This window comes from Peribacillus cavernae (genome assembly GCF_003989135.1).
Taxonomy (GTDB): domain Bacteria; phylum Bacillota; class Bacilli; order Bacillales; family DSM-1321; genus Peribacillus; species Peribacillus cavernae.
Genome location: NZ_RYZZ01000042.1, coordinates 18838 through 40086, shown reverse-complemented (window position 1 = coordinate 40086; position 21249 = coordinate 18838). Strand labels below are relative to the sequence as shown.

The window sequence follows — 21249 nt, the reverse complement described above, 5'->3', positions numbered from 1 at the left end:
AGGACGTGGTGCTCTTAGTCGTCGTTCCTTTTAGGCGCTTCCGTTTTTCTACTTCGCGTCAAACCATGTCGGCCCGTACGCGTAGTCCACCTTCAAAGGTACATTTAATTCAATTGCCCTTTCCATTTCTTCCGGGACAATTTTCATTAAAGCTTCCAGTTCCTCTGGAGGGGCTTCAAAAATCAGTTCATCATGGACCTGGAGCAGCAGGCGTGCTTTCAGGTTTTCTTCCTTTAGCCGCTCACTCATATTAATCATCGCCAGCTTGATGATATCGGCGGCACTTCCCTGGATTGGTGTATTCATAGCCGTTCTTTCCGCAAAGCTTCGTAAATTGAAATTACGACTCGTAATTTCGGGGATATATCGCCTTCTTTGAAGCAAGGTCGTTGAATAGCCTTTTTGCTTTGCTTCCTGGATGCTTTCCTTCATATAATCCTGGACCCCGGGAAAGCTTTTTAAGTACTGGTCGATAAATTGGCCAGCTTCTTTTCTGGTAATCGAAAGGCTCTGGGATAAACCATAATCACTAATCCCATATACAATTCCAAAATTTACCGCTTTAGCATGGCGGCGCATATTTGAAGTGACCTCGTCTTTGGAAACATGAAATACATCCATAGCCGTTTTCGTATGGATGTCCATATCCGTCCTAAATGCCTCGACCAACCCTTCATCATTGGCGATATGCGCGAGCACCCTAAGCTCGATTTGCGAATAGTCTGCTGCAAACATGATCCAATCCTTTTCAGAAGGAATGAAGGCCTGTCTGATTTTTCTCCCTTCGTCAAGACGGATCGGGATGTTTTGCAGATTAGGGTCAGTCGAGCTTAAACGGCCTGTTGCCGTCAGCGCCTGGTTAAAGCGGGTATGGACTTTGCATGTCTTCTCGTCAACTACCTTCAACAGGCCTTCAATATAGGTGGACTGCAGTTTCCCGAGCTGGCGATAATGCAGGATTTCCCTGACCATTTCATGCTCGCTCTCAAGCTTTTCGAGAACATCAGCTGACGTCGAATATCCTGTCTTTGTTTTCTTAACAGCGGGAAGGTTCAACTTTTCAAATAAAATAACGCCAAGCTGTTTGGGCGAATTTATATTAAATGCCTCCCCTGCCAGCTGATGAATCTTCTCTTCAATCGCTTTGAGCCTCATAGTTAATTCCGTTCCCATTTCCTTCAGGCGGCCGACATCCATTTTGACGCCCTGAATTTCCATTTCTGCCAAAATCAGTGCCAAAGGCAGTTCCAGTTCGGTAAATAGTTGATACTGTTTGTTTTTCTCTAACGATTTAATAATTGGATCTTTTAAGGAAAATATAGCCTGTGATTTCCGGGCGAGATGTTCACTTAGCTGTGATTCGTCAGGAATGGAACGTTTTGCACCCTTCCCGTAAAAAACATCATCCGGCTGAAGCTGTGTCCCGCGCTGTGATTTCGTTATCGCCGCTACATCTTCAACCGAATCTGAAGGATTCAATATATAGGAGGCAAGGAAAATATCAAGACTGATTCCCTGAAGTTCGATGCCTCTTCTTCTTAAGGCGACCACTGCACGCTTGGCATCAAACACCGTTTTCTTCTTCGTTTCATCACCGGCCCATTGTTTGAATTCCTCGGAAGCCAGAGCCGTTTCAGTAGGGATATAAAAGTTTCCATGATCATTAGAAACGGAAATGCCGATGATATCGGCACGATAATAGTTATCCTCCAGTATTTCAATATATAGCGAGTTCTCATCTGCAAACAAACTGGCAGTGACTTCATCCACTTTTTCAAACGCAATATCTTCCTGAACCATTTCCGCTGCAGGTTCTCCCGCGTCTCCCAATTTTTCAAGCAAGGACTGGAAGCCAAGATCTTTATAGAAAGAAACAACCTTCCCTGTATCCATCCCGGTATAGACGGTATCATCCACGGTTATTTCTAGCGGGGCTTCCCTTGTAATCGTTGCAAGCTGTTTGCTCAGCACCGCCGATTCTTTGTGTTCTTTTATTTTTTCCTTTAGTTTTTTTCCGCTGACTTCATCGATGGATTCCAAAAGCTTTTCCACCGTTCCAAATTGGTGCAGAAGCTTTAGGGCCGTCTTTTCACCGACACCCGGAATCCCGGGGATATTATCGGAGGCATCTCCCATCAGACCTTTCATATCGATAATCTGATGCGGGCCAATCCCGTACTTTTCCTGAATATGTTCAGGAGTATAATCCTCAATATCGGTAATCCCTTTTCTTGTGATACCAACAGTGATCGTCGGCGAGGAAAGCTGGGTCAAGTCCTTATCACCTGAAATGACCCTCACGTCATAACCTTCCTTTTCTGCCTTTAGGGAGAGGGTCCCGATAATATCGTCCGCTTCATAGTTGTCCAGCTCATAGCGGGAAATGCCGAAGTGATCCAATAACTCGCGGATGAATGGAAATTGTTCAGAGAGTTCGGGCGGAGTCTTTTGGCGGCCTCCTTTGTATTCTTTATACGAGGCGTGCCGAAACGTCGTTTTCCCGGCATCAAAAGCAACCAGCATGTGTGTCGGTTTTTCTTCCTCGAGGATTTTATTAAGCATCATCGTAAAGCCATAAACGGAATTCGTATGGATTCCTTTATCATTATTAAGGAGCGGCAATGCAAAAAAAGCACGATATGCAATACTATTTCCATCAATCAGCACTAATTTCTTACCCAAATCAAAGTCCCCCTGTCATTAAGTAAATCCGTTCCAACAAAAACAAATAGCCGTTATTTTCTTCCTTATATTCTACCATGAGAGGATTAGGAAAGAAAAATAACGGCCTTTGCATGGGAGCAGACTGTTTAAGCCATTTCCATAACCCCTCTTGGAGGTTCAAATCTGTGCTGTAAGGGCAGTAAAAAAACAAATTCTAACCAATCTTCGTTCTCTTATAAAATGGTAAGGAGAGGTAACGGCTTAATATGCACGCCAAAAATGAAAAAGGCAAGGACGGGGTCGTGTCCTCACCTTTTTCGGCTCCCTGGATGAAGGGGTTTTCATAAGTAATTGTAAGCTTATGATATTAAGAAGGATTGAATAAATTGTAAAATTCATGTAAATTGTCTTAAGCCTTCCTTTATTCATCCAAAAGATTTGTTATTTCCGGTTAAAGAAAACCGTGAATGTTGTGCCTTTGCCCGGTTCGCTGTTTACGGTGATTTTTCCTTTATGGGCTTCGACAATATGCTTTACAATCGCAAGTCCAAGGCCTGTGCCTCCCGAATTTCTGCTCCTTGCTTTATCCACTCTGTAAAAGCGTTCAAAAATACGCGGCAATTCCGCTTTCTCGATTCCAATTCCGCTATCCTGTACTGCGACTTTTACAAATTGTTTTTCCCCGGTTATTCTTATATCCACAGTACCGCCTTTTACGGTATAGTTCAGCGCGTTTGTAATCAGGTTGATGAAGATTTGCTTAACCCGGTAAGAATCGCCTTTTACCTGCATAGGATGATCCGGAGCATACAGGGTAAGCGAAATGTTTTTTTCATCTGCCTTCCCTTGAAGGATTGCGCATGTTTCTTCAAGCAGTTGGCATAAGTTTAGAGTTTCAAGATTCAGGACAAATTCCTGCTGTTCAATCTTAGATAAATCCAGAAGCTCTTGAATCAGTGCCTGCAACCGGTCGCTTTCCTTCAGAATGATTGATAAAAAGTTCTGCAGTGCTTCCTCGTCCTTCATGGCCCCGTCCAATAAAGTCTCTGAAAATCCCTTTATTGAAGTGATCGGTGTTTTCAATTCATGGGAAACATTGGCTACAAAGTCTTTCCGCATTTGCTCAAGCTTCTTCAATTCTGTGATATCGTGAAATACAACTAGAATTCCTTTCCATTCATCGTGGTTCCCGATAATCGGCGCACCGTACACCTCGAAATGTTTTCGGTCAATCTCTAATGGTATCCGCAGCTGGCGCTTAATGCTTTTTTCGGTTATAAAAATTTCTTCAATAATGTGGATAATTTCTTTGTGCTTGATTACCTCATAATACACCCTATAAAGAAAATTAGAGGCTTCGACTTGAAAAAGCTCTTTATATTCACGATTTATCAGTGTTACATAGCCTTTGTTATCGATCAGCAAGACACTACTCCCGATATTTTCAATCAGGGTTTCAAGACGGTCTTGCTGCATTTCCCTGGCAACCTCCATTTCCTGGAGGTTTCTCGCGAGAATGTTAAGGGACGTATTTAGCATTCCAGCTTCATTGGAACGCTCCTCATAGGCACGGGCACGGTAATTTCCTTTTGCCAGTTCAATTGCCGTTGTGGTAGCCGCTTCAATCGGCCGGGTATATCTTGCGGCAATCTGGCTTCCGAGCATGATAATAACAATCAGGGCTGCGCCAAGGCAGCCAATTAAAATCCACCATATTTGCCGATTGACCTGTTTGATGTCTCCCATTTCATTTCCCAGGACAACATACCCTTCCACATCATCGCCCTTTTCAATCGACTTCCAGTAATAGTGAAGGTCAGAGGAGCCGTCGACCAATTCATATCCTTCCTGATTGGAACCTATATTCTCCCCGATTCGGTCCAAAAGGGCTGCATGGCTCTCAGGGTTATTTTTTTTGTTGACGTTGGAATCATATAACACCGTGCCGTCTGCAGCTAAAATTGTAAAATGGGAATCAATCAAAGCATTTAGTTCAGCTTTTCTGCCATCCTTTAAAAAAACGGCGATCCCGCCATTTTCTTTTATGTAATTCGATATAAAGACTGTTTCTTTTTGGACTCTCTCATTAAAGATGTTCACATAATAGCTTTTAAATAATTGGCCCAATAGGAGGCCCGCTGCTATCAGAACGATAAGAATAAGGCTAATTAATACCAAAAGAAGCCTGGTCCTGAATTTTGTCATTCCCTTTTCGGCTCCTCTAGCTTATAGCCCAGACCACGAATCGTTTTAATATAGAGCGGTTTTTTTGTATTATGTTCAATTTTTTCACGAAGATGAGAGATGTGCACATCAACAATCCGAGTATCACCCGCAAAGTCATAGTTCCAGACTGCACTTAACAACTGGTCCCTTGTTAGCACCCTTCCCTTATGTTTCGCAAGGTAAAGCAGCAATTCGAATTCCTTGGGAGTCAGTTCAAGCAGGTCTCCATCGAAATAAGCTTCATACCGATCCGGATAAATCCGTAAGCCGCCGAACTTCAGCAGCTCACCTTCCTCATCAGCCCCCCCGCTTTCCTTTAATTCTGCTTGGATTTGGGAACGCCTGAGAATCGCTTTAATCCGTGCCACTACCTCACGGGGGCTGAATGGCTTTGTCATATAATCATCAGCGCCCAGCTCAAGACCAAGGACTTTATCAAACTCATCATCTTTTGCCGTCAGCATAAGAATGGGTACCATTATTTTCTGCTGGCGAAGCTGCTTGCATACCTCGATGCCATCCAGTTTTGGAAGCATTAAATCCAACACGATCAAATCCGGATTTTTCTCGATCGCAAGGTTTTTGCCTTCTTCCCCATCCATTGCTGTCACAACGGAAAAGCCAGCCTGTTCCAAATTATATTGAAGCAGGGTCAGTATTGATTTTTCATCATCGACAACGAGAATTTTCTTAGACATGGCTTCCTCCTGAATATATATTACCCCTTGCACCCAACCTTAAAGCCTTCATCCATTTTCATTATAAAGAAAAAACGGGAAGAGGAAAACTTTTTCACCTGATTATTATTTGTTCCCGATCTTTTTTAAAACTATAAAAACCCTGCCAGGAAAATGGCAGGGCTTTCATTTTAAAAGTTATCAAGAATACTATCTGTAGAAAGGAACCGCCTCTGTAATAATACCTTCCACTCAATGTTGAAAAAAGAGGGTGCCCAAAAGAAGGTACTAAAATAGCTTCTATCTTATCTCCTTGGGCATCCTCTTCCTATTTTATTAAAGTATCCACGTTTCTAAATTACTGAAGAACCTGCATTACGCTTTTTACTGATTCGGCGGATTTAGCAAGTGCCGCCTTTTCATCTCCGGCTAATTCAAGTTCGATGATTTGTTCGATACCACCAGCCCCTAGGATTGTAGGAACGCCAAGATAGATGCCGTCAAACCCATATTCCCCTTCAAGATAAGCAATAACAGGGATAACGCGGCGCTGGTCTTTAAGAATAGCTTCAGCCATTTCAACAAGGGAAGCAGCAGGGGCGTAATACGCACTTCCGTTTCCTAGAAGGTTGACGATTTCACCGCCGCCTTTGCGCGTGCGTTCAACGATTGCTTCTAAACGGTCCTGTGGAATTAGGGTTTCCAATGGGATTCCTCCAGCATAGGAGTAGCGTACAAGCGGCACCATATCATCGCCGTGTCCTCCTAAAACGAAGCCTGTAACATCTTTGACGGAAAGGTTTAGCTCCTGTGCAACAAATGTGCGGAAACGGGCTGTATCAAGGACACCGGACTGTCCGATTACACGGTTTTTCGGGAAGCCGGATTCTTTAAATACCGTATAAGTCATCGCATCAACCGGATTAGTAAGTACGACAATCGTTGTGTTTGGAGAATGTTTTACAATTTCCTGCGTCACTGATTTCATAACCTTTTGGTTTGTTTGCACCAAATCGTCGCGGCTCATGCCAGGTTTGCGGGCAATGCCGGCAGTGATGATCACGATATCTGAATCGGCAGTATCTTCGTAGTTTGACGTGCCCGTAATGTTAGCGTCAAAACCTTGAACAGGACTCGCCTCAAGCATATCAAGCGCTTTACCCTTCGTAGGGTTTTCCGCTTGCGGAATGTCAACCAGTACAACATCGCCAAGTTCTTTTTGAGCTAATAAAAAGGCAGTAGTGGCACCTGTAAATCCGCCACCGATAACAGAGATTTTTTTTCGTTTCATAGACAAGATTGTACCTCCTCAAATTATGTAAAGATCATTCATTATTGCCCTCTCTTGCAGACGTTCTATTTCAAAAAATCCAACAATTAAAGGCCTCCCGAATGAAAGCCGTTAAGCTTGGCTTCCGTCGGGAGCTCTCTTTACTAAATTAGTTATCGTTCTTTTTAGACCTTCCGCTTTTCTTGATTAAAGATTCTTAATCAGTTCATCAGCGAATTCAGAACACTTGACTTCAGTTGCGCCTTCCATTAGACGTGCGAAGTCGTAAGTTACAACTTTAGAGGAGATTGTCTTCTCAACTGAGTTCGTAATCATTTTAGCTGCTTCGTTCCAGCCAAGGTGTTCAAGCATTAACACACCTGAAAGAAGAACAGAAGACGGGTTTACCTTATCCTGTCCAGCGTATTTTGGCGCAGTGCCGTGGGTTGCTTCAAAAATAGCATGTCCCGTTTCATAGTTGATGTTGGCTCCAGGAGCGATCCCGATGCCGCCAACCTGTGCAGCAAGAGCGTCGGAAATGTAGTCGCCATTTAAATTCATCGTTGCTACTACATCAAATTCTTTCGGACGTGTCAGGATTTGCTGTAAGAAGATATCGGCAATGGAATCCTTGATGATGATTTTGCCTGCTGCTTCAGCATCAGCTTGCGCTTTGTTTGCAGCTTCTGTGCTTTGCTCTTCTTTGAGACGGTCATACTGGTCCCATGTGAACACTTTGTCGCCAAATTCCTGTTCAGCAAGTTCGTATCCCCAGCTCTTAAATGCGCCTTCAGTGAACTTCATGATATTGCCTTTATGTACTAAAGTAACCGACTTGCGGCCTTCTTTGATCGCATAGTTGATCGCAGCTCGTACAAGGCGTTTTGTGCCTTCTTCAGAAACAGGCTTGATGCCGATACCGGACGTTTCAGGGAAACGTATTTTGGAAACGCCCATCTCATTTTGAAGGAAGTCGATTAACTTCTTCACTTCATCAGAGCCTTTTGCATATTCAATACCAGCATAAATATCTTCAGTATTTTCACGGAAGATAACCATGTCAGTGTCTTCAGGGCGTTTAACTGGAGAAGGAACCCCGTCAAAATAGCGTACAGGACGCAAGCATGTGAATAGATCAAGCTCCTGGCGCAGCGCTACGTTCAATGAACGGATTCCGCCGCCAATTGGAGTTGTAAGGGGGCCTTTAATGGCGATGAAATATTCGCGAATCACGTCCAAAGTTTCCTTTGGAAGCCATTCCCCTGTCTGGTTGTATGCCTTTTCTCCTGCAAGGACTTCTTTCCAGGAAATTTTCTTTTCCCCGTTATAAGCCTTGTCCACTGCCGCTTCCAATACACGCGAAGCCGCTGCCCAAATGTCCGAGCCGATGCCGTCCCCTTCGATGAAAGGAATGATCGGGTTGTTTGGAACGTTTAATGAACCATTCTCTACTGTAATCTTTTCACCTTGTGTCATTACGTTACCTCCAATTCAAATTCAAAGGTTAGTGGCTCATGCAAGCCAGCTAACCTCTTATCTCACAATTATTAATTTACTATATAATCGCCAAATTAAAAAACAAAAAATTTATCTTTTTTCAATTGGGACGTATTTTTGCATTCCCGGACCTGTATATTCGGCACGCGGACGGATTAAGCGATTATTTTCGTATTGCTCCAGAATATGTGCTAACCAGCCAGATGCGCGGCTCACAGCGAAAATTGGCGTGAAGAGATCATGGTCAATGCCAAGGCTGTGGTACACAGATGCAGAATAAAAATCCACATTTGGAGGAAGGTGTTTCTGTGAAGTAACCAGGTCCTCAATCTTTATCGACATATCATAATATTTAGGCTGGCCGGTAATTTCAGTCAATTTCTGCGACATTTCTTTTAAATGCTTGGCGCGCGGATCGCCTTGCTGATATACACGATGGCCAAAACCCATGATTTTTTCCTTGTTCTCTAATTTAGCATTTATATAAGAATCCACGTTTTCTACAGAGCCAATCTCAGTAAGCATCTTCATAACGGCTTCATTGGCACCGCCATGCAGAGGCCCTTTCAATGCCCCGATGGCAGCGGTGACACCTGAATAAATATCCGATAAGGTGGCAACGCAAACGCGGGCTGTAAACGTAGATGCGTTTAACTCATGATCTGCATGAAGGACCAAAGCCTTATTGAAAGCTTCCTCTTCGATTGCAGTCGGTTCTTTTCCGCTCAGCATGTATAAAAAGTTAGCAGCAAAACTAAGATCAGTGCGGGGAGCGACAGGCTCAAGGCCTTTTCGCACACGTGCAAAAGCCGTCACAACTGAAGGGAGTTTAGCCTGGATACGGATCGCTTTACGGTAGTTGGCTTCCGTATTCATCTCGTCTGCTTCCTCGTCGTAAAGACCTAGCAGTGAAATAGCAGAACGAAGGGCTGCCATTGGGTGTACTTTATCGATTTGATACATATTGAAATGTTCAAGCACTTCTTTGGGAAGGCTGGCATTCTCCGCAAGCTGCTTCGTGAGTTCTTCCAATTGACTTTTATTCGGAAGACTGCGGTGCCATAATAAGTAAATTACTTCCTCAAACGTTGCGTTTTCGGCAAGATCATCAATATCATACCCGACGTAAGTTAAAGTATCGTCGATGATTGAACTGATAGATGAAGTTGTTGCAACTATACCTTCCAGACCTTTTGTTGCTGACATAGAAAAACCTCTCCTTTTCTTGAATATTCCCCTTAGCCCATTTTTTAGTTTAAGATAGAACGCTTCCAAGATGGCAGGGGACTTAGACCTAGCCCGTCCACTATGTAATGACAGAAGGAACACATTTTTGGGTGAAAACGTTGCCAATAGATAAATATGAATCAAAAGTCGCATCTTTCTATTGCCACCACTTACTTTACCCTAAAGATATATTATCAAAACACTCTATCGAACACTTGATCGGGTAACTCCCCCTTGAGATAAAGGATTAATGTTTCCCGTATCTACTATACAGATTATACTTTATCATTAAATTTACGTAAGGGTTAGCTACAAGACTATTATAAACAATTATCGGATTTTTGGGAATGAAAAGCACACAAAATGTGAAAAAATTATTATTTTATTAGAAAAATACAGCAGAAAATATACTTCAATGGGGGAGCTTGAATATTCTGTATGTCATGCCCTGCCTTTTTATTTGATAAAAGTAAATATTTGCATGCAAAGATAAGCGATGCCTGCACCGACCAATGGCCCGACAGCGACCCCTTTAAATAAAGCCACAGCAAGAATCGTCCCAAGAACCAGCGCGGTCGTGATATGCGGGGCGGATGCGAGTAAAGTTAGTCCGCTTTTTGCAATTAAAGCTACAGCAATTCCGGACGCCAGGGCTATCCAGGCGTATGGGGACTTAATCGCATCGCTTAATTCTTTAAAGCCGATAGATCCATTTGCTATCGGGACTAACACGGCAATCGTTATAATCGTCACCCCTAAATTAATCCCTTTCGACTCCAAATAAGGAAAAACCTTTGTATCCAGCCCGGTTACTTTAAGCAGCAGGAGCGCACCGGCCGCAGCCAAAAGCGAAGTGTTTTTTGCCAATAGTCCAATCACAGCCAACATAAGTAAAAAAAGAACAGGTCCATTCATTCTCATTCTCCTGACATTTCAATCTTGCTATCTTAGCATAATAAAAGAAACAATATAAGTAAATAAAGCAGCCGATAATCAAACAGATTGAATCTTTCATGATAGATGAAATTTTCTTTTCTTATTCTAGCTAGATAGATTAAGAAATAGAATACCCTATGGGGGGGGGGAAATATTGAATCCTGTATATTTAAACCGGTTTCTCCGATGCATTTTTGTTATTGGAATCATCATACTGAGTCTGGCGGCGCTTTTCTATTTATCCAAGTATACCTATCCATTTATCATCGCGGTCATGTTTGCTTTTTTCATGAACCCTCTCGTTAATTTTTTGAAAAAAAAGACCAGGATGCCTAGGGGACTGGCAGTATTTATCTCTCTACTTTTAATCCTGTCGGTTTTTGCGGGCTTGATTACGCTGTTAGTCGCAGAGATCGTTTCCGGTGCTGAATATTTGGGCGGGGTTGTCCCTGATCATATAGAGACGCTTGTTAATTTTATTGAACAATTTATCGCCGGACAAGTTTTACCCTTATATAACAGGATTGCAAACCTTTTTAACAACCTGGATGGTCAGCAGCAGGACACAATCATGGCAAATATTCAAAATGTCGGCCAGAAAATTGGTTCCACGGCAGGGAACTTCATTCAGGGCTTTTTTCAAAATGTACCTGCCATCATCGGCTGGTTCCCAAATGCAGCAACAGTCTTGATTTTCTCTTTACTGGCAACCTTCTTTATCAGCAAGGACTGGTACCGCCTTTCTCGCTTCAGTGGAAAAGTATTGCCAGAAAAAGTGTTCTTCAGTTTCAAACGTGTTATTGACGATTTAAAAAAAGCGCTATTTGGATTTATCCGGGCCCAATTCACCTTGATTTCACTTACATCGATTATCGTGCTGATCGGTCTGCTCATCTTGAAAGTTGAATATGCGATAACAATCGCGTTAATTTGCGGTCTTGTTGATATCCTGCCCTATTTAGGTACAGGCACGGTGTTTGTGCCGTGGATTATTTTTGAAGCAATTACCGGGAATACAAGTCTTGCGATTGGTCTTGGAGTATTGTATGCGGTAGTCATCGTCCAACGTCAATTAATGGAGCCAAAAGTTTTATCCTCAAGCATTGGGCTTGACCCGCTGGCCACTCTTGTCGCTTTGTTTGTTGGTTTTAAATTAATCGGCTTTCTTGGACTGATTGCCGGTCCGGTTGTGCTTGTCATTATAAACACCTTGATCCGTGCGAATATATTTAAAGATATTTGGAATTTCATAATCGGAAAGAATCCTGTTCATAAGGCATAATACAGATCTGTCCCTCAATAAGAAAAGCGGAAACGCCTTGTATAAAGGAACGTCGACTAAGAACCGCCACGTCCTGTGACGACGTCGGCACTAGTACATCCTTGTACGTCGGAGCTGGATGCAGATAACCACAATTAAGTTATCCACATAAAATTAAATCTATAGTTTCCTTTACAATAAAAAATAAAGCCGCCCCTGGCCTGATCGCCATGGGACGGCTTTTCTTTTATGCTTTTACTCCTTCTTTGCTTTCAGTATTGAATTGCTCTGCTTCAGTGGAGCCTTTAAGGGCTGTTATGGAAGATGTTCCTCCTGCCACCACCTGGGCAACCTCATCAAAATAGCCGGTACCGACTTCACGTTGATGCCTTGTAGCTGTATAGCCAAATTTTTCACTTGCGAATTCTGCTTGCTGCAACTCAGAATAAGCTGCCATGCCATCGTCTTTATATTTACGCGCCAATTCAAACATACCGTGGTTAAGGGCATGGAATCCGGCAAGTGTTACGAATTGGAACTTGTACCCCAATTTGCCAAGCTCTTTCTGAAAGCTAGCAATGGTTTCGTCGTCTAACTTCGCCTTCCAGTTAAAGGAAGGGGAACAGTTATAGGCAAGGAGCTTACCAGGGAATTTTTCATGGATTGCTTCAGCAAAACGGCGTGCCTGTTCAAGATTTGGTTCAGAAGTTTCACACCAGACCAAGTCAGCATATGGTGCATAAGCGAGTCCTCTGGCAATCGCCTGATCCAAACCAGCCTTTGTTCTATAAAATCCTTCTGCAGTGCGCTCTCCCGTAATAAATGGCGCATCAACCGGATCAATATCGCTTGTAATTAAATCGGCGGCATCAGCATCCGTACGCGCAACTAACACTGTAGGCACTCCCATGACATCTGCTGCAAAGCGTGCGGCAATCAGGTTACGTACGGCTGTTTGTGTAGGAAGAAGTACCTTGCCTCCCAAGTGGCCGCATTTTTTCTCTGATGAAAGCTGGTCTTCAAAGTGGACGCCTGCAGTTCCCGCTTCAATCATGCCTTTCATCAGTTCAAATACATTCAATTGGCCTCCAAAGCCTGCTTCAGCATCGGCAACAATCGGGGCAAACCAATCGATTTCTTCATTTCCTTCCATGTAATGGATTTGGTCAGCGCGTTGAAGGGCCTGATTAATCCGTTTAACGACCTGAGGCACGCTGTTGGCCGGATATAAGCTTTGGTCCGGATACATATTCCCTGACAGATTGGCGTCGGCTGCAACCTGCCAGCCGCTTAAATATATGGCTTTAAGCCCGGCTTTTACCTGTTGCATCGCCTGGTTACCAGTCAGTGCCCCAAGAGCATTAACAAAGTCTTCCGTATTGATCAAGTTCCAGAGTTTTTCCGAACCGCGGCGCGCTAATGTATGTTCAATTTCAACCGAACCCCTTAAACGGACCACATCTTCTCCACTATATGGCCGTTCAATGCCATTCCAGCGTTCGTCACTTCTCCAATTTTCTTCTAATCTTTTAGCTTTTTCTTGTCTCATCGTATAATTCCTCCTAGTCCTAATGTTATAATACAGGTGTTATTTATCCTATTTGTATTATATAACAACACTTTTTAGTTTGTCACTAGTTTTCTAACAATTTTAAATAATTATTTTTTGTCTAAATGAAAATAAAAAGACCTGGCAGTTATTCAGCCAGGTCTTTTTATCTTATGATAGTTATCTTGCGTTTATCGATCATGTTTCTGATCATCTTCAACAGCACAGGCTTGATTATTTTCCGGGTAGGTGGCAGGAGCAAGACGAGCCCGATGAGATCCGAGACGAAACCCGGTGTTAGCAGGAATGTCCCTCCGATGAGAATGCATATCCCATCAAGCAATGCATCTCCGGGAAGCTGCCCATATCTCATTTGTTCCTGGGCCTTTCTTAGCGTTTCCAAACCTTGCTGTTTTGCCAGGAATGCTCCAATCAGGCCTGTTGAAATAATAAGGAGCAGCGTAGGCCAGACTCCGATCGTTCTTCCAGATAATAATAGAACAGCAATTTCAACAGCAGGGATTACGATTAACAAAAGCAACAAGTATCTCATCTGCATTCCTCCAATAAGAAAAGCGGAAGCGTCTTGTTTTGTATTAAGGAACGCCGACTAACACCCGCCACGTCCTTATGTCTTCGTCGGCACTAGTACATCCTTATACGTCCAAGCTAGACACCAGTCATAATGAAAGGTCTCTACCTATTCATTATACAGCAATCAACAGAGAAAATTCTAATTTCCAGTAGTTCACCTTACAAAACGCTCGCATGCCCGTTGTAGATAATGCCGCGGCTCGCATCAACCGTAATGTTCTGCCCATCTTTCAAAGTGGCAGTAGCGTGATCTGCGCCTACGATGACCGGTATTCCCAGATTGATGCCGACTACAGCCGCATGGCTTGTTAAACCGCCTTCCTCTGTAATCAGAGCTGAACACTTTTCAATTGCCGCCATCATATCTTTATCGGATGCGATCGTAACAAGCACAGAACCTTCCGTAACTTTTTCGATTGCTTCGGCAGCCGTCCTGGCAACGACAGCTTGTCCTTTGGCAGATCTTCTTCCTACGCCCTGCGCTTTTAACAGAATATCGCCAAGCAAGTGAATTTTCATCAAGTTTGTCGTTCCGGCCTCGCCTACAGGGACGCCTGCAGTGATGACGACAAGATCGCCATGGTTAACGAGATCGGAGTTCAAGCTGGCATCAATGGCTGATTCGAGCATTTCATCCGTCGTCTTGGCTTCTGTACCCATTTGCGGATACACGCCCCATACCAGCGCAAGACGTCTTATAACATGTTCCTTAGCTGTAACCGCGATAATCGGTGCTTTCGGACGATACTTTGAGATCATCCGGGCCGTATGGCCGCTTTCAGTCGGAGTAATGATCGCCCCAACTTTAAGATCTAAAGCAGTGTGGGCGACCGACTGGCCTATCGCGTCTGTAACATTGTATCCATTATCCCTGCTTCTTCTTGATAAGATATCTTTATGGTTCAAGGCTGATTCAGCACGGGAAGCAATATTATGCATCGTTTGAACCGCTTCGACCGGGTAGGACCCCGCAGCTGTTTCACCGGAAAGCATGATTGCATCCGTTCCATCGAAAATCGCATTGGCTACATCACTGGCCTCTGCCCTAGTAGGACGGGGGTTCCGCTGCATCGAATCAAGCATTTGAGTCGCAGTAATGACCGGCTTTCCAAGCGTATTGCATTTCTTGATTAGTTGCTTCTGAACAAGCGGTACTTCCTCGGCAGGAATTTCCACGCCTAAATCCCCGCGGGCCACCATCAAACCATCGGAGACTTCGAGGATTTCGTCTATACTGTCGACACCCTCCTGATTCTCAATCTTCGGAATGATTTGGATATGGCCTGCATTGTGTTCTTCAAGAAGTTCACGGATTTCAAGCACGTCAGATGCACGGCGTACAAAAGAAGCAGCAATGAAATCGATGCCCTGTCCAATCCCGAAAATGATGTCCTGTGCGTCCTTTTCGGTGATTCCGGGAAGCTTTACAGAAACTCCGGGCACATTCACGCCCTTCTTATTTTTAAGCGTCCCGCTGTTCAGTACCTTTGTCAAAATTTCTTTGCGATCCCTGTTGACGCCTGTCACTTCAAGTCCAATCAATCCATCATCCAATAAGATTTTGGAGCCGACATGGACGTCGTCTATCAGTCCTTCATATGTAATCGAGAATTTTTCTGGAGTTCCGAGAACCTCTGTCATCGATACAATCACATCAGATCCGGTTTTTAGTTCGATCGAATCGTTTTCCATGTTATTTGTACGGATTTCCGGACCTTTTGTATCCAAAAGAATAGCTACCTGCTCTCCGGTGCTTTGGACCGCCTCACGGATGGAGACGATTCTCTTTGCATGCTCTTCATGGCTGCCATGGGAAAAGTTTAATCGGGAAACATTCATCCCTGCTTCGATCAGTTCCGTCAGCTTTTCAATACTTTCACTTGCAGGGCCGATGGTACATACGATTTTTGTCTTGCGCATGTTTTATAACCTCCTGATTTCTAAAAAAAATATTCTTTAAGGGAAAAGTATATATTTGCGGAAGCAGCCTAGCCCCGACGCACAGGACGTGCTAGTGCCGACGAAGACATAAGGACGTGGCGATCTTCGTCTCGGCTTCGGGTCATAAGCCAATCATCTGATGGGGAGAAAACCACTCCCCATACAGATGCTCGTCTTATGCTTGTCGGACTTGTGCAGGATGCGCTGACGTCGACGTTCGCCACAGGACNNACGTTCCTTTTTACAAGGCGCTTCCGCTTTTCTTGTTAAATAGACAATTCCGTGGAAAGGTCATACATTTTTTTATCGATATTATGAGGCATGGCAAGGGCTTCGATGATGTCATAATCGACGAGGCGGTTTTTTTCGATTCCAACTGCCCTGCCTCCTTTGCCTTCCATTAAGAGCTCCACTGCAAGCGCGCCTAATCTGCTGGCAAGGACACGGTCCGAAGCAGTAGGAGAGCCTCCGCGCTGAACATGGCCAAGTACAGTGACACGGGTTTCATATCCAGTCGTTTCTTCTATTTTTTTAGAAAAGTCAACTGCGCTGCCTACTCCTTCGGCAACGATAATGATGCTGTGTTTTTTTCCGCGTTCGTTTCCACGTTTTAGCCTGGCGATAATGTCTTCCATATTGTAATTGTATTCAGGAACGAGAATCGTCTCAGCTCCCCCGGCAAGTCCGGCCCAAAGCGCGATATCTCCCGCATTGCGTCCCATGACTTCAATTAAATATGTTCTTTCGTGGGAGGTGGCTGTGTCACGAATTTTATCGATTGCATCAATGACAGTGTTTAACGCTGTATCGAAACCAATGGTAAAATCTGTGCCCGGAATGTCGTTGTCAATGGTGCCCGGTACTCCGACGCAAGGATATCCTCTCTCTGTCAATGCTTTTGCTCCACGGTAAGAACCATCTCCGCCAATAATGACCAAACCTTCAATTCCATGTTTATTTAATTGTTCGATTCCCTTCAATTGCCCTTCTTCTGTTTTGAATTCCAGGCAGCGTGCGGAATGAAGCATTGTTCCGCCTCTGTGAATGATATCACCGACTGAACCGATTTCAAGCTTCTTAATTTCTCCTTCTATCAACCCCTGGTAGCCGTGATAGATCCCATACACTTCAAGATCCTGGTAAATGGCCTTACGAACTACAGCACGAATTACTGCGTTCATTCCCGGGGAATCCCCTCCGCTGGTAAGTACACCTAATCTTTTCATCAAAAGTCACCTCATCATAACATGTAAACACCAATAAATTGCTAAGCTATTAACATATGGTTTGAGCGAGTGAATTCACTCTTTGTCGTTGAATAACTACTTCTTAATATAGACAAACTTTACCTATCTTATTTGATAACCGCTTATATAATCATTACTTTTTGGCTTCCGCGCTTTCATTCTAGAATAGATGGGCAAATTCGTAAACCTTTTATCCTCATTATCTGGAATTCCTCTATCTTAAGCGTTTTCATCTCGAATTTGTAAACAAACTGTTTTTTCTAAGTAATTTTGCAAATACTTCTTTATGAAAAAACGTGTGCCTTTTCGGCAACACGTTTATTTGATCCCTGAAAATTGTTCTTCTAACGAATACTTCCCGATTCGTTTGTATTTCAGATATCTTTTATTGATAAGCTCTTCCTCATCTAAGGTAAGCAGCTCGGTCATGGACTGTTTAAGAACGGTACGAATCGCATCGGCCTGCCCTTTTACATTCCGATGGGCCCCGCCTTTTTCCTCGGGAATGATTTCATCGACGACGCCAAGCTCCTTCAAATCAGGAGCGGTGATTTTCATTGTTTCTGCGGCCCGTTTCGCCTGTGTGGAGTCCTTCCAGAGCAAAGCAGCCGCTCCTTCCGGCGAAATGACCGAATAAGTGGAATTCTCCAGCATGTGAATCCTGTCGCCGACGCCGAGGGCCAGGGCACCGCCGCTCCCCCCTTCACCGATGACAATACAAATGATCGGTACCTTCAGACCTGCCATTTCAAATAAGTTTCTGGCAATTGCCTCACTCTGTCCACGCTCTTCTGCCGCTTTACCGGGATAGGCCCCTTTCGTGTCAATAAAACATATGACCGGACGGTGGAATTTTTCCGCCTGCTTCATCAGCCGCAACGCTTTTCGGTATCCTTCAGGATGCGGCATCCCGAAATTGCGCCGAAGATTTTCTTTGGTATCCTTGCCTCTTTGATGGCCGATGACCGTTACCGGATAGCCTTCAAACTTTGCAATTCCGCCAACGATTGCCTCATCGTCTCCGTAATACCTGTCACCGTGCAGTTCAAAGAAATCGGTAAACAACTGAGAGATATAATCAAGAGTCGTAGGACGTGCAGGGTGTCTCGCAACCTGTACCCGATCCCAAGGCTTCATATTTTCGTAGATGTCGGCCTCAAGCCTTTCGAGACGGTTTTCCAGCCTTCCTATTTCAGCTGATAAATCGACATCGGCATCTTTCGTGATTTCCCTTAATTCATCGATCTTTTTTCGAAGATCTGTTATCGGACGTTCGAATTCTAGTTCTCCGATCATACCCATTCACCACCCGGAACATGAATTTCCAGAATATTTTCCAGTTTTTCCTTCATATCTAATCTGGAAACAACTGCATCCAATTGACCGTGCTTCATTAAAAACTCAGCCGTCTGGAAATCATCAGGCAGTTCTTCCCTGATCGTTTGTTCAATAATCCTTCTACCGGCAAAACCGATTAACGCGCCTGGTTCGGCTAAATTGATATCGCCTAATGACGCAAAGCTTGCCGAAACACCGCCTGTGGTAGGATGCGTCATGACCGAAACAATCAGGCCGCCCCCATCACTGAACATTTTCAGGGCAGCACTTGTCTTTGCCATCTGCATAAGGCTGAGTACTCCCTCCTGCATTCGGGCTCCACCGGATGCTGTAAAGATAAGGAACGGAATCCCTGATTCACCTGCTTTTTCAATCGCTCGGGTTATTTTTTCGCCGACCACAGAACCCATGCTTCCCATCCGGAAGCGGGAATCCATGACCGCGACCGCAAGCTCATGTCCTCCAATTTTCCCGACACCAGTAACTACAGCTTCATTTAAATCTGATTTCTCACGATCTTTTTCGATTTTATCCATATAATCCGGAAAATCAAGTGGATTAGCAGTTAGAAGACCTTCGTCCAATTCGGTAAAGCTGCCTGGTTCAAAAAGGCTCTCTATTCTTTCATCAGCCGTCATGGTATGGTGATGGCCGCAATGCAGGCAGACTTTGGCATTCTTCACCAGCTCTTTTGTATACATAATCTTTTTGCAGTTCGGGCATTTAGTCATTATTCCTTCAGGTACATCCTGCTTATCCCGCTCGGAAGGAATCGTTGCGTATTTCTTCTTTTTCGATTTTGTAAACAGCTCTTTAAGCAAGATGGATCCCCCTTTGCCGCTCATTCTCATTTCCATTGACACTTGTCCTTAACTATACCAAATGGCAGATAAAAATCGTGTAAAACCATGTCAGTCCTTTTTCGACATATTTCTAATATCCTGGCAATAAATATCCAGCACTTTTTGTTCATCCCGTTCCAACAGGGCATCGATGAGACGTATGTATGTTTTGTGATCAACTGTTTGATCCGCCCTAAAAGAAGCTTTTGAATAGCTGTTAACGATGCGCCAGATTCTTTCAATCAGTTTGTTGCGATTCAGTTCTGCGATTTTTTGGAAGAATAAATCATCATCAAACCAGTTCTTCTGCGCCCAATGCAACAACAGCTCCAATTCGTCATTAGATGCAGACTGGACGACAATCCTCAAGCAGTCCTTTTCGATAAACTGTTTGGTTTCTATTAAATCTTCCTTTATCTTCGAATTTTGCAGAAAAAAAGCTCCAAGCAGTTCCACAAGCCTGTGCTCCTGAAAATCCTTAATGAATGTCCCTTCACCTCTGCGTGTCTCAATGAGCCCTAACAGTTCCAGAGCACGCAACGCTTCACGAACGGAGGAGCGCCCCACGTTCAGGCGCTCGGATAATTCCCGTTCAGAAGATATTTTGTCTCCGGGCAGCAGCCCGTCCACTTCAATCATATTCCTGAGTTTCTCAACAATATCCAAATATATTTTCGATGAGGGATTGGAATTGTTCAAACGTACATCACTCGCTTTTTCCAATGCTCGCAAGCTTCCTCGTTTTTTCCTTTACATCTTCTGGATCGACCTTGAGTCTGGCAACACCTGTTTCCATGGCCGCCTTGGCCACTGCCGCTGCCACTTCAGGAGCGACTCTCTCATCAAAAGGTGCAGGAATGACATAGTCTTCATGCAGCTCAGCTTCTGTTATTAACCGTGCAATCGCGTTGACAGCCGCTACCTTCATTTTTTCATTGATGTGGGTAGCGCGCACGTCCAATGCGCCGCGGAAAATCCCTGGAAAGGCAAGGACGTTGTTCACCTGGTTTGGAAAATCGGATCTTCCCGTACCAACCACTTTTGCACCGGCAGCTTTTGCGTCCTCCGGCATAATTTCCGGATCTGGATTAGCCATTGCAAAAATAATCGGATCGATATTCATGGATGCGACCATTTCTTTCGTCAATGCGCCGGCCACGGATACTCCGACAAACACATCCGCTCCTTTGATGACTTCCTTAAGGCTCCCTTCAACTCTATCCCGATTTGTGACTTTTGCAATCTGGTCTTTAATTTCATTCATGCCGTATGTACGTCCTTCAAAGACCGCTCCTTTTGAATCGCACATAATAATATCTCTTACTCCATAATTATACAGAAGCTTAATGATTGCAATTCCCGCAGCGCCGGCACCGCTTGCAACGACTTTAATCTCGGACATCGATTTGCCGACAATCCGCAGCGCATTTACAAGTCCTGCGACGGTAACAATTGCGGTTCCATGTTGATCATCATGGAAAACAGGGATATTCGTTTCTTTTTTTAACCGTTCTTCGATGACGAAGCAGTTCGGAGCCGCAATATCCTCCAGATTCACTCCGCCGAATGTAGGTTCCAGCAGTTTGACAGTATCTACAATTTTATCCACATCCGTTGTTTTTAGACAGATTGGAAAAGCATCGACTCCTGCAAAGCTTTTGAATAGGACCGCTTTTCCCTCCATCACCGGCAGAGCTGCTTCAGGACCGATGTTTCCAAGTCCCAGCACAGCAGTTCCGTCCGAAACAACGGCAACCGTATTCCCTTTCATTGTATAATCATAAACCGTTTCAGGTTTATCATAGATTTCCTTACACGGCTCAGCCACTCCCGGAGAATAGGCTAGGCTTAAATCCTCAGCATTCCTTACTGGAACCTTTGAGACCGTTTCCAGCTTTCCTTGATTCATCTGATGCATGTGCAATGCTTCTTCTCTTAATGACAATTTTTTCACTCCCTAATCTATTCGGTAAGAAAATT

At 44.1% G+C, this 21249-nt stretch carries 16 protein-coding genes; 1 reads left to right on the top strand and 15 read right to left on the bottom strand.

Features of this window, described 5'->3' with window-relative positions; genetic code table 11:
• Window positions 1-48 precede the first annotated feature (48 nt).
• The 7 genes from polA to ELQ35_RS20270 form a co-directional block, all read right to left on the bottom strand.
• On the bottom strand, window positions 49-2682 hold the full coding sequence (gene polA / locus ELQ35_RS20300; RefSeq protein ID WP_126867003.1) for a DNA polymerase I: 2634 nt from the start codon (window positions 2680-2682) through the stop codon (window positions 49-51).
• 423 nt (window positions 2683-3105) lie between these two features.
• The gene (gene pnpS / locus ELQ35_RS20295) at window positions 3106-4869 is read right to left on the bottom strand and encodes a two-component system histidine kinase PnpS (protein WP_126867002.1); all 1764 of its coding nucleotides are present in this window, start codon (window positions 4867-4869) and stop codon (window positions 3106-3108) included.
• A complete protein-coding gene (locus tag ELQ35_RS20290; RefSeq protein WP_126867001.1) occupies window positions 4866-5588 on the bottom strand; it encodes a response regulator transcription factor in 723 nt (240 codons plus the stop codon). The genes pnpS and ELQ35_RS20290 overlap by 4 nt, the downstream gene beginning before the upstream one ends.
• A 337-nt stretch (window positions 5589-5925) precedes the next feature.
• Window positions 5926-6864 (bottom strand): malate dehydrogenase, encoded by a 939-nt coding sequence (mdh, locus tag ELQ35_RS20285; protein ID WP_126867000.1) that lies wholly within the window; start codon window positions 6862-6864, stop codon window positions 5926-5928.
• Window positions 6865-7044: 180 nt separating this feature from the next.
• Complete coding sequence (gene icd / locus ELQ35_RS20280) at window positions 7045-8313, bottom strand: NADP-dependent isocitrate dehydrogenase (RefSeq protein WP_126866999.1); 1269 nt, start codon at window positions 8311-8313, stop codon at window positions 7045-7047.
• 111 nt (window positions 8314-8424) lie between these two features.
• Window positions 8425-9540 (bottom strand): citrate synthase, encoded by a 1116-nt coding sequence (gene citZ / locus ELQ35_RS20275; protein ID WP_126866998.1) that lies wholly within the window; start codon window positions 9538-9540, stop codon window positions 8425-8427.
• Window positions 9541-10017: 477 nt separating this feature from the next.
• A complete protein-coding gene (locus ELQ35_RS20270; RefSeq protein WP_126866997.1) occupies window positions 10018-10476 on the bottom strand; it encodes a DUF441 domain-containing protein in 459 nt (152 codons plus the stop codon).
• Between the two features lie 175 nt (window positions 10477-10651).
• On the opposite strand from ELQ35_RS20270, the gene ytvI reads away from it, so the two are divergent.
• Complete coding sequence (gene ytvI, locus ELQ35_RS20265) at window positions 10652-11779, top strand: sporulation integral membrane protein YtvI (protein ID WP_126866996.1); 1128 nt, start codon at window positions 10652-10654, stop codon at window positions 11777-11779.
• 226 nt (window positions 11780-12005) lie between these two features.
• Here the strand turns inward: ytvI and aceA are convergent, their stop codons facing one another.
• The 8 genes from aceA to ystJ form a co-directional block, all read right to left on the bottom strand.
• Entirely contained in the window at window positions 12006-13307 is a 1302-nt protein-coding gene (gene aceA, locus ELQ35_RS20260; protein WP_126866995.1) for an isocitrate lyase, read from the bottom strand.
• A 166-nt stretch (window positions 13308-13473) separates the two neighbouring features.
• On the bottom strand, window positions 13474-13860 hold the full coding sequence (locus tag ELQ35_RS20255; protein WP_126866994.1) for an FxsA family protein: 387 nt from the start codon (window positions 13858-13860) through the stop codon (window positions 13474-13476).
• 200 nt (window positions 13861-14060) lie between these two features.
• Complete coding sequence (gene pyk, locus ELQ35_RS20250) at window positions 14061-15821, bottom strand: pyruvate kinase (protein WP_126866993.1); 1761 nt, start codon at window positions 15819-15821, stop codon at window positions 14061-14063.
• 287 nt (window positions 15822-16108) lie between these two features.
• Window positions 16109-17068: a 6-phosphofructokinase gene (pfkA, locus tag ELQ35_RS20245; RefSeq protein WP_126866992.1), complete on the bottom strand. Its 960-nt coding sequence runs from the start codon at window positions 17066-17068 to the stop codon at window positions 16109-16111.
• A 339-nt stretch (window positions 17069-17407) separates the two neighbouring features.
• Window positions 17408-18385, bottom strand: a complete 978-nt coding sequence (accA, locus tag ELQ35_RS20240; protein WP_126866991.1) for an acetyl-CoA carboxylase carboxyl transferase subunit alpha — start codon at window positions 18383-18385, stop codon at window positions 17408-17410.
• Entirely contained in the window at window positions 18382-19248 is an 867-nt protein-coding gene (gene accD / locus ELQ35_RS20235) for an acetyl-CoA carboxylase, carboxyltransferase subunit beta (protein ID WP_126866990.1), read from the bottom strand. The genes accA and accD overlap by 4 nt, the downstream gene beginning before the upstream one ends.
• A 90-nt stretch (window positions 19249-19338) precedes the next feature.
• Window positions 19339-19992, bottom strand: a complete 654-nt coding sequence (locus ELQ35_RS20230; protein ID WP_281278146.1) for a FadR/GntR family transcriptional regulator — start codon at window positions 19990-19992, stop codon at window positions 19339-19341.
• Window positions 19976-21214 carry an NADP-dependent malic enzyme gene (ystJ, locus tag ELQ35_RS20225; RefSeq protein ID WP_126866989.1) on the bottom strand — a complete coding sequence of 413 codons (1239 nt, stop codon included), beginning with the start codon at window positions 21212-21214 and terminating at the stop codon, window positions 19976-19978. Before ystJ ends, ELQ35_RS20230 begins: the two co-directional genes overlap by 17 nt.
• Window positions 21215-21249 lie beyond the last annotated feature (35 nt).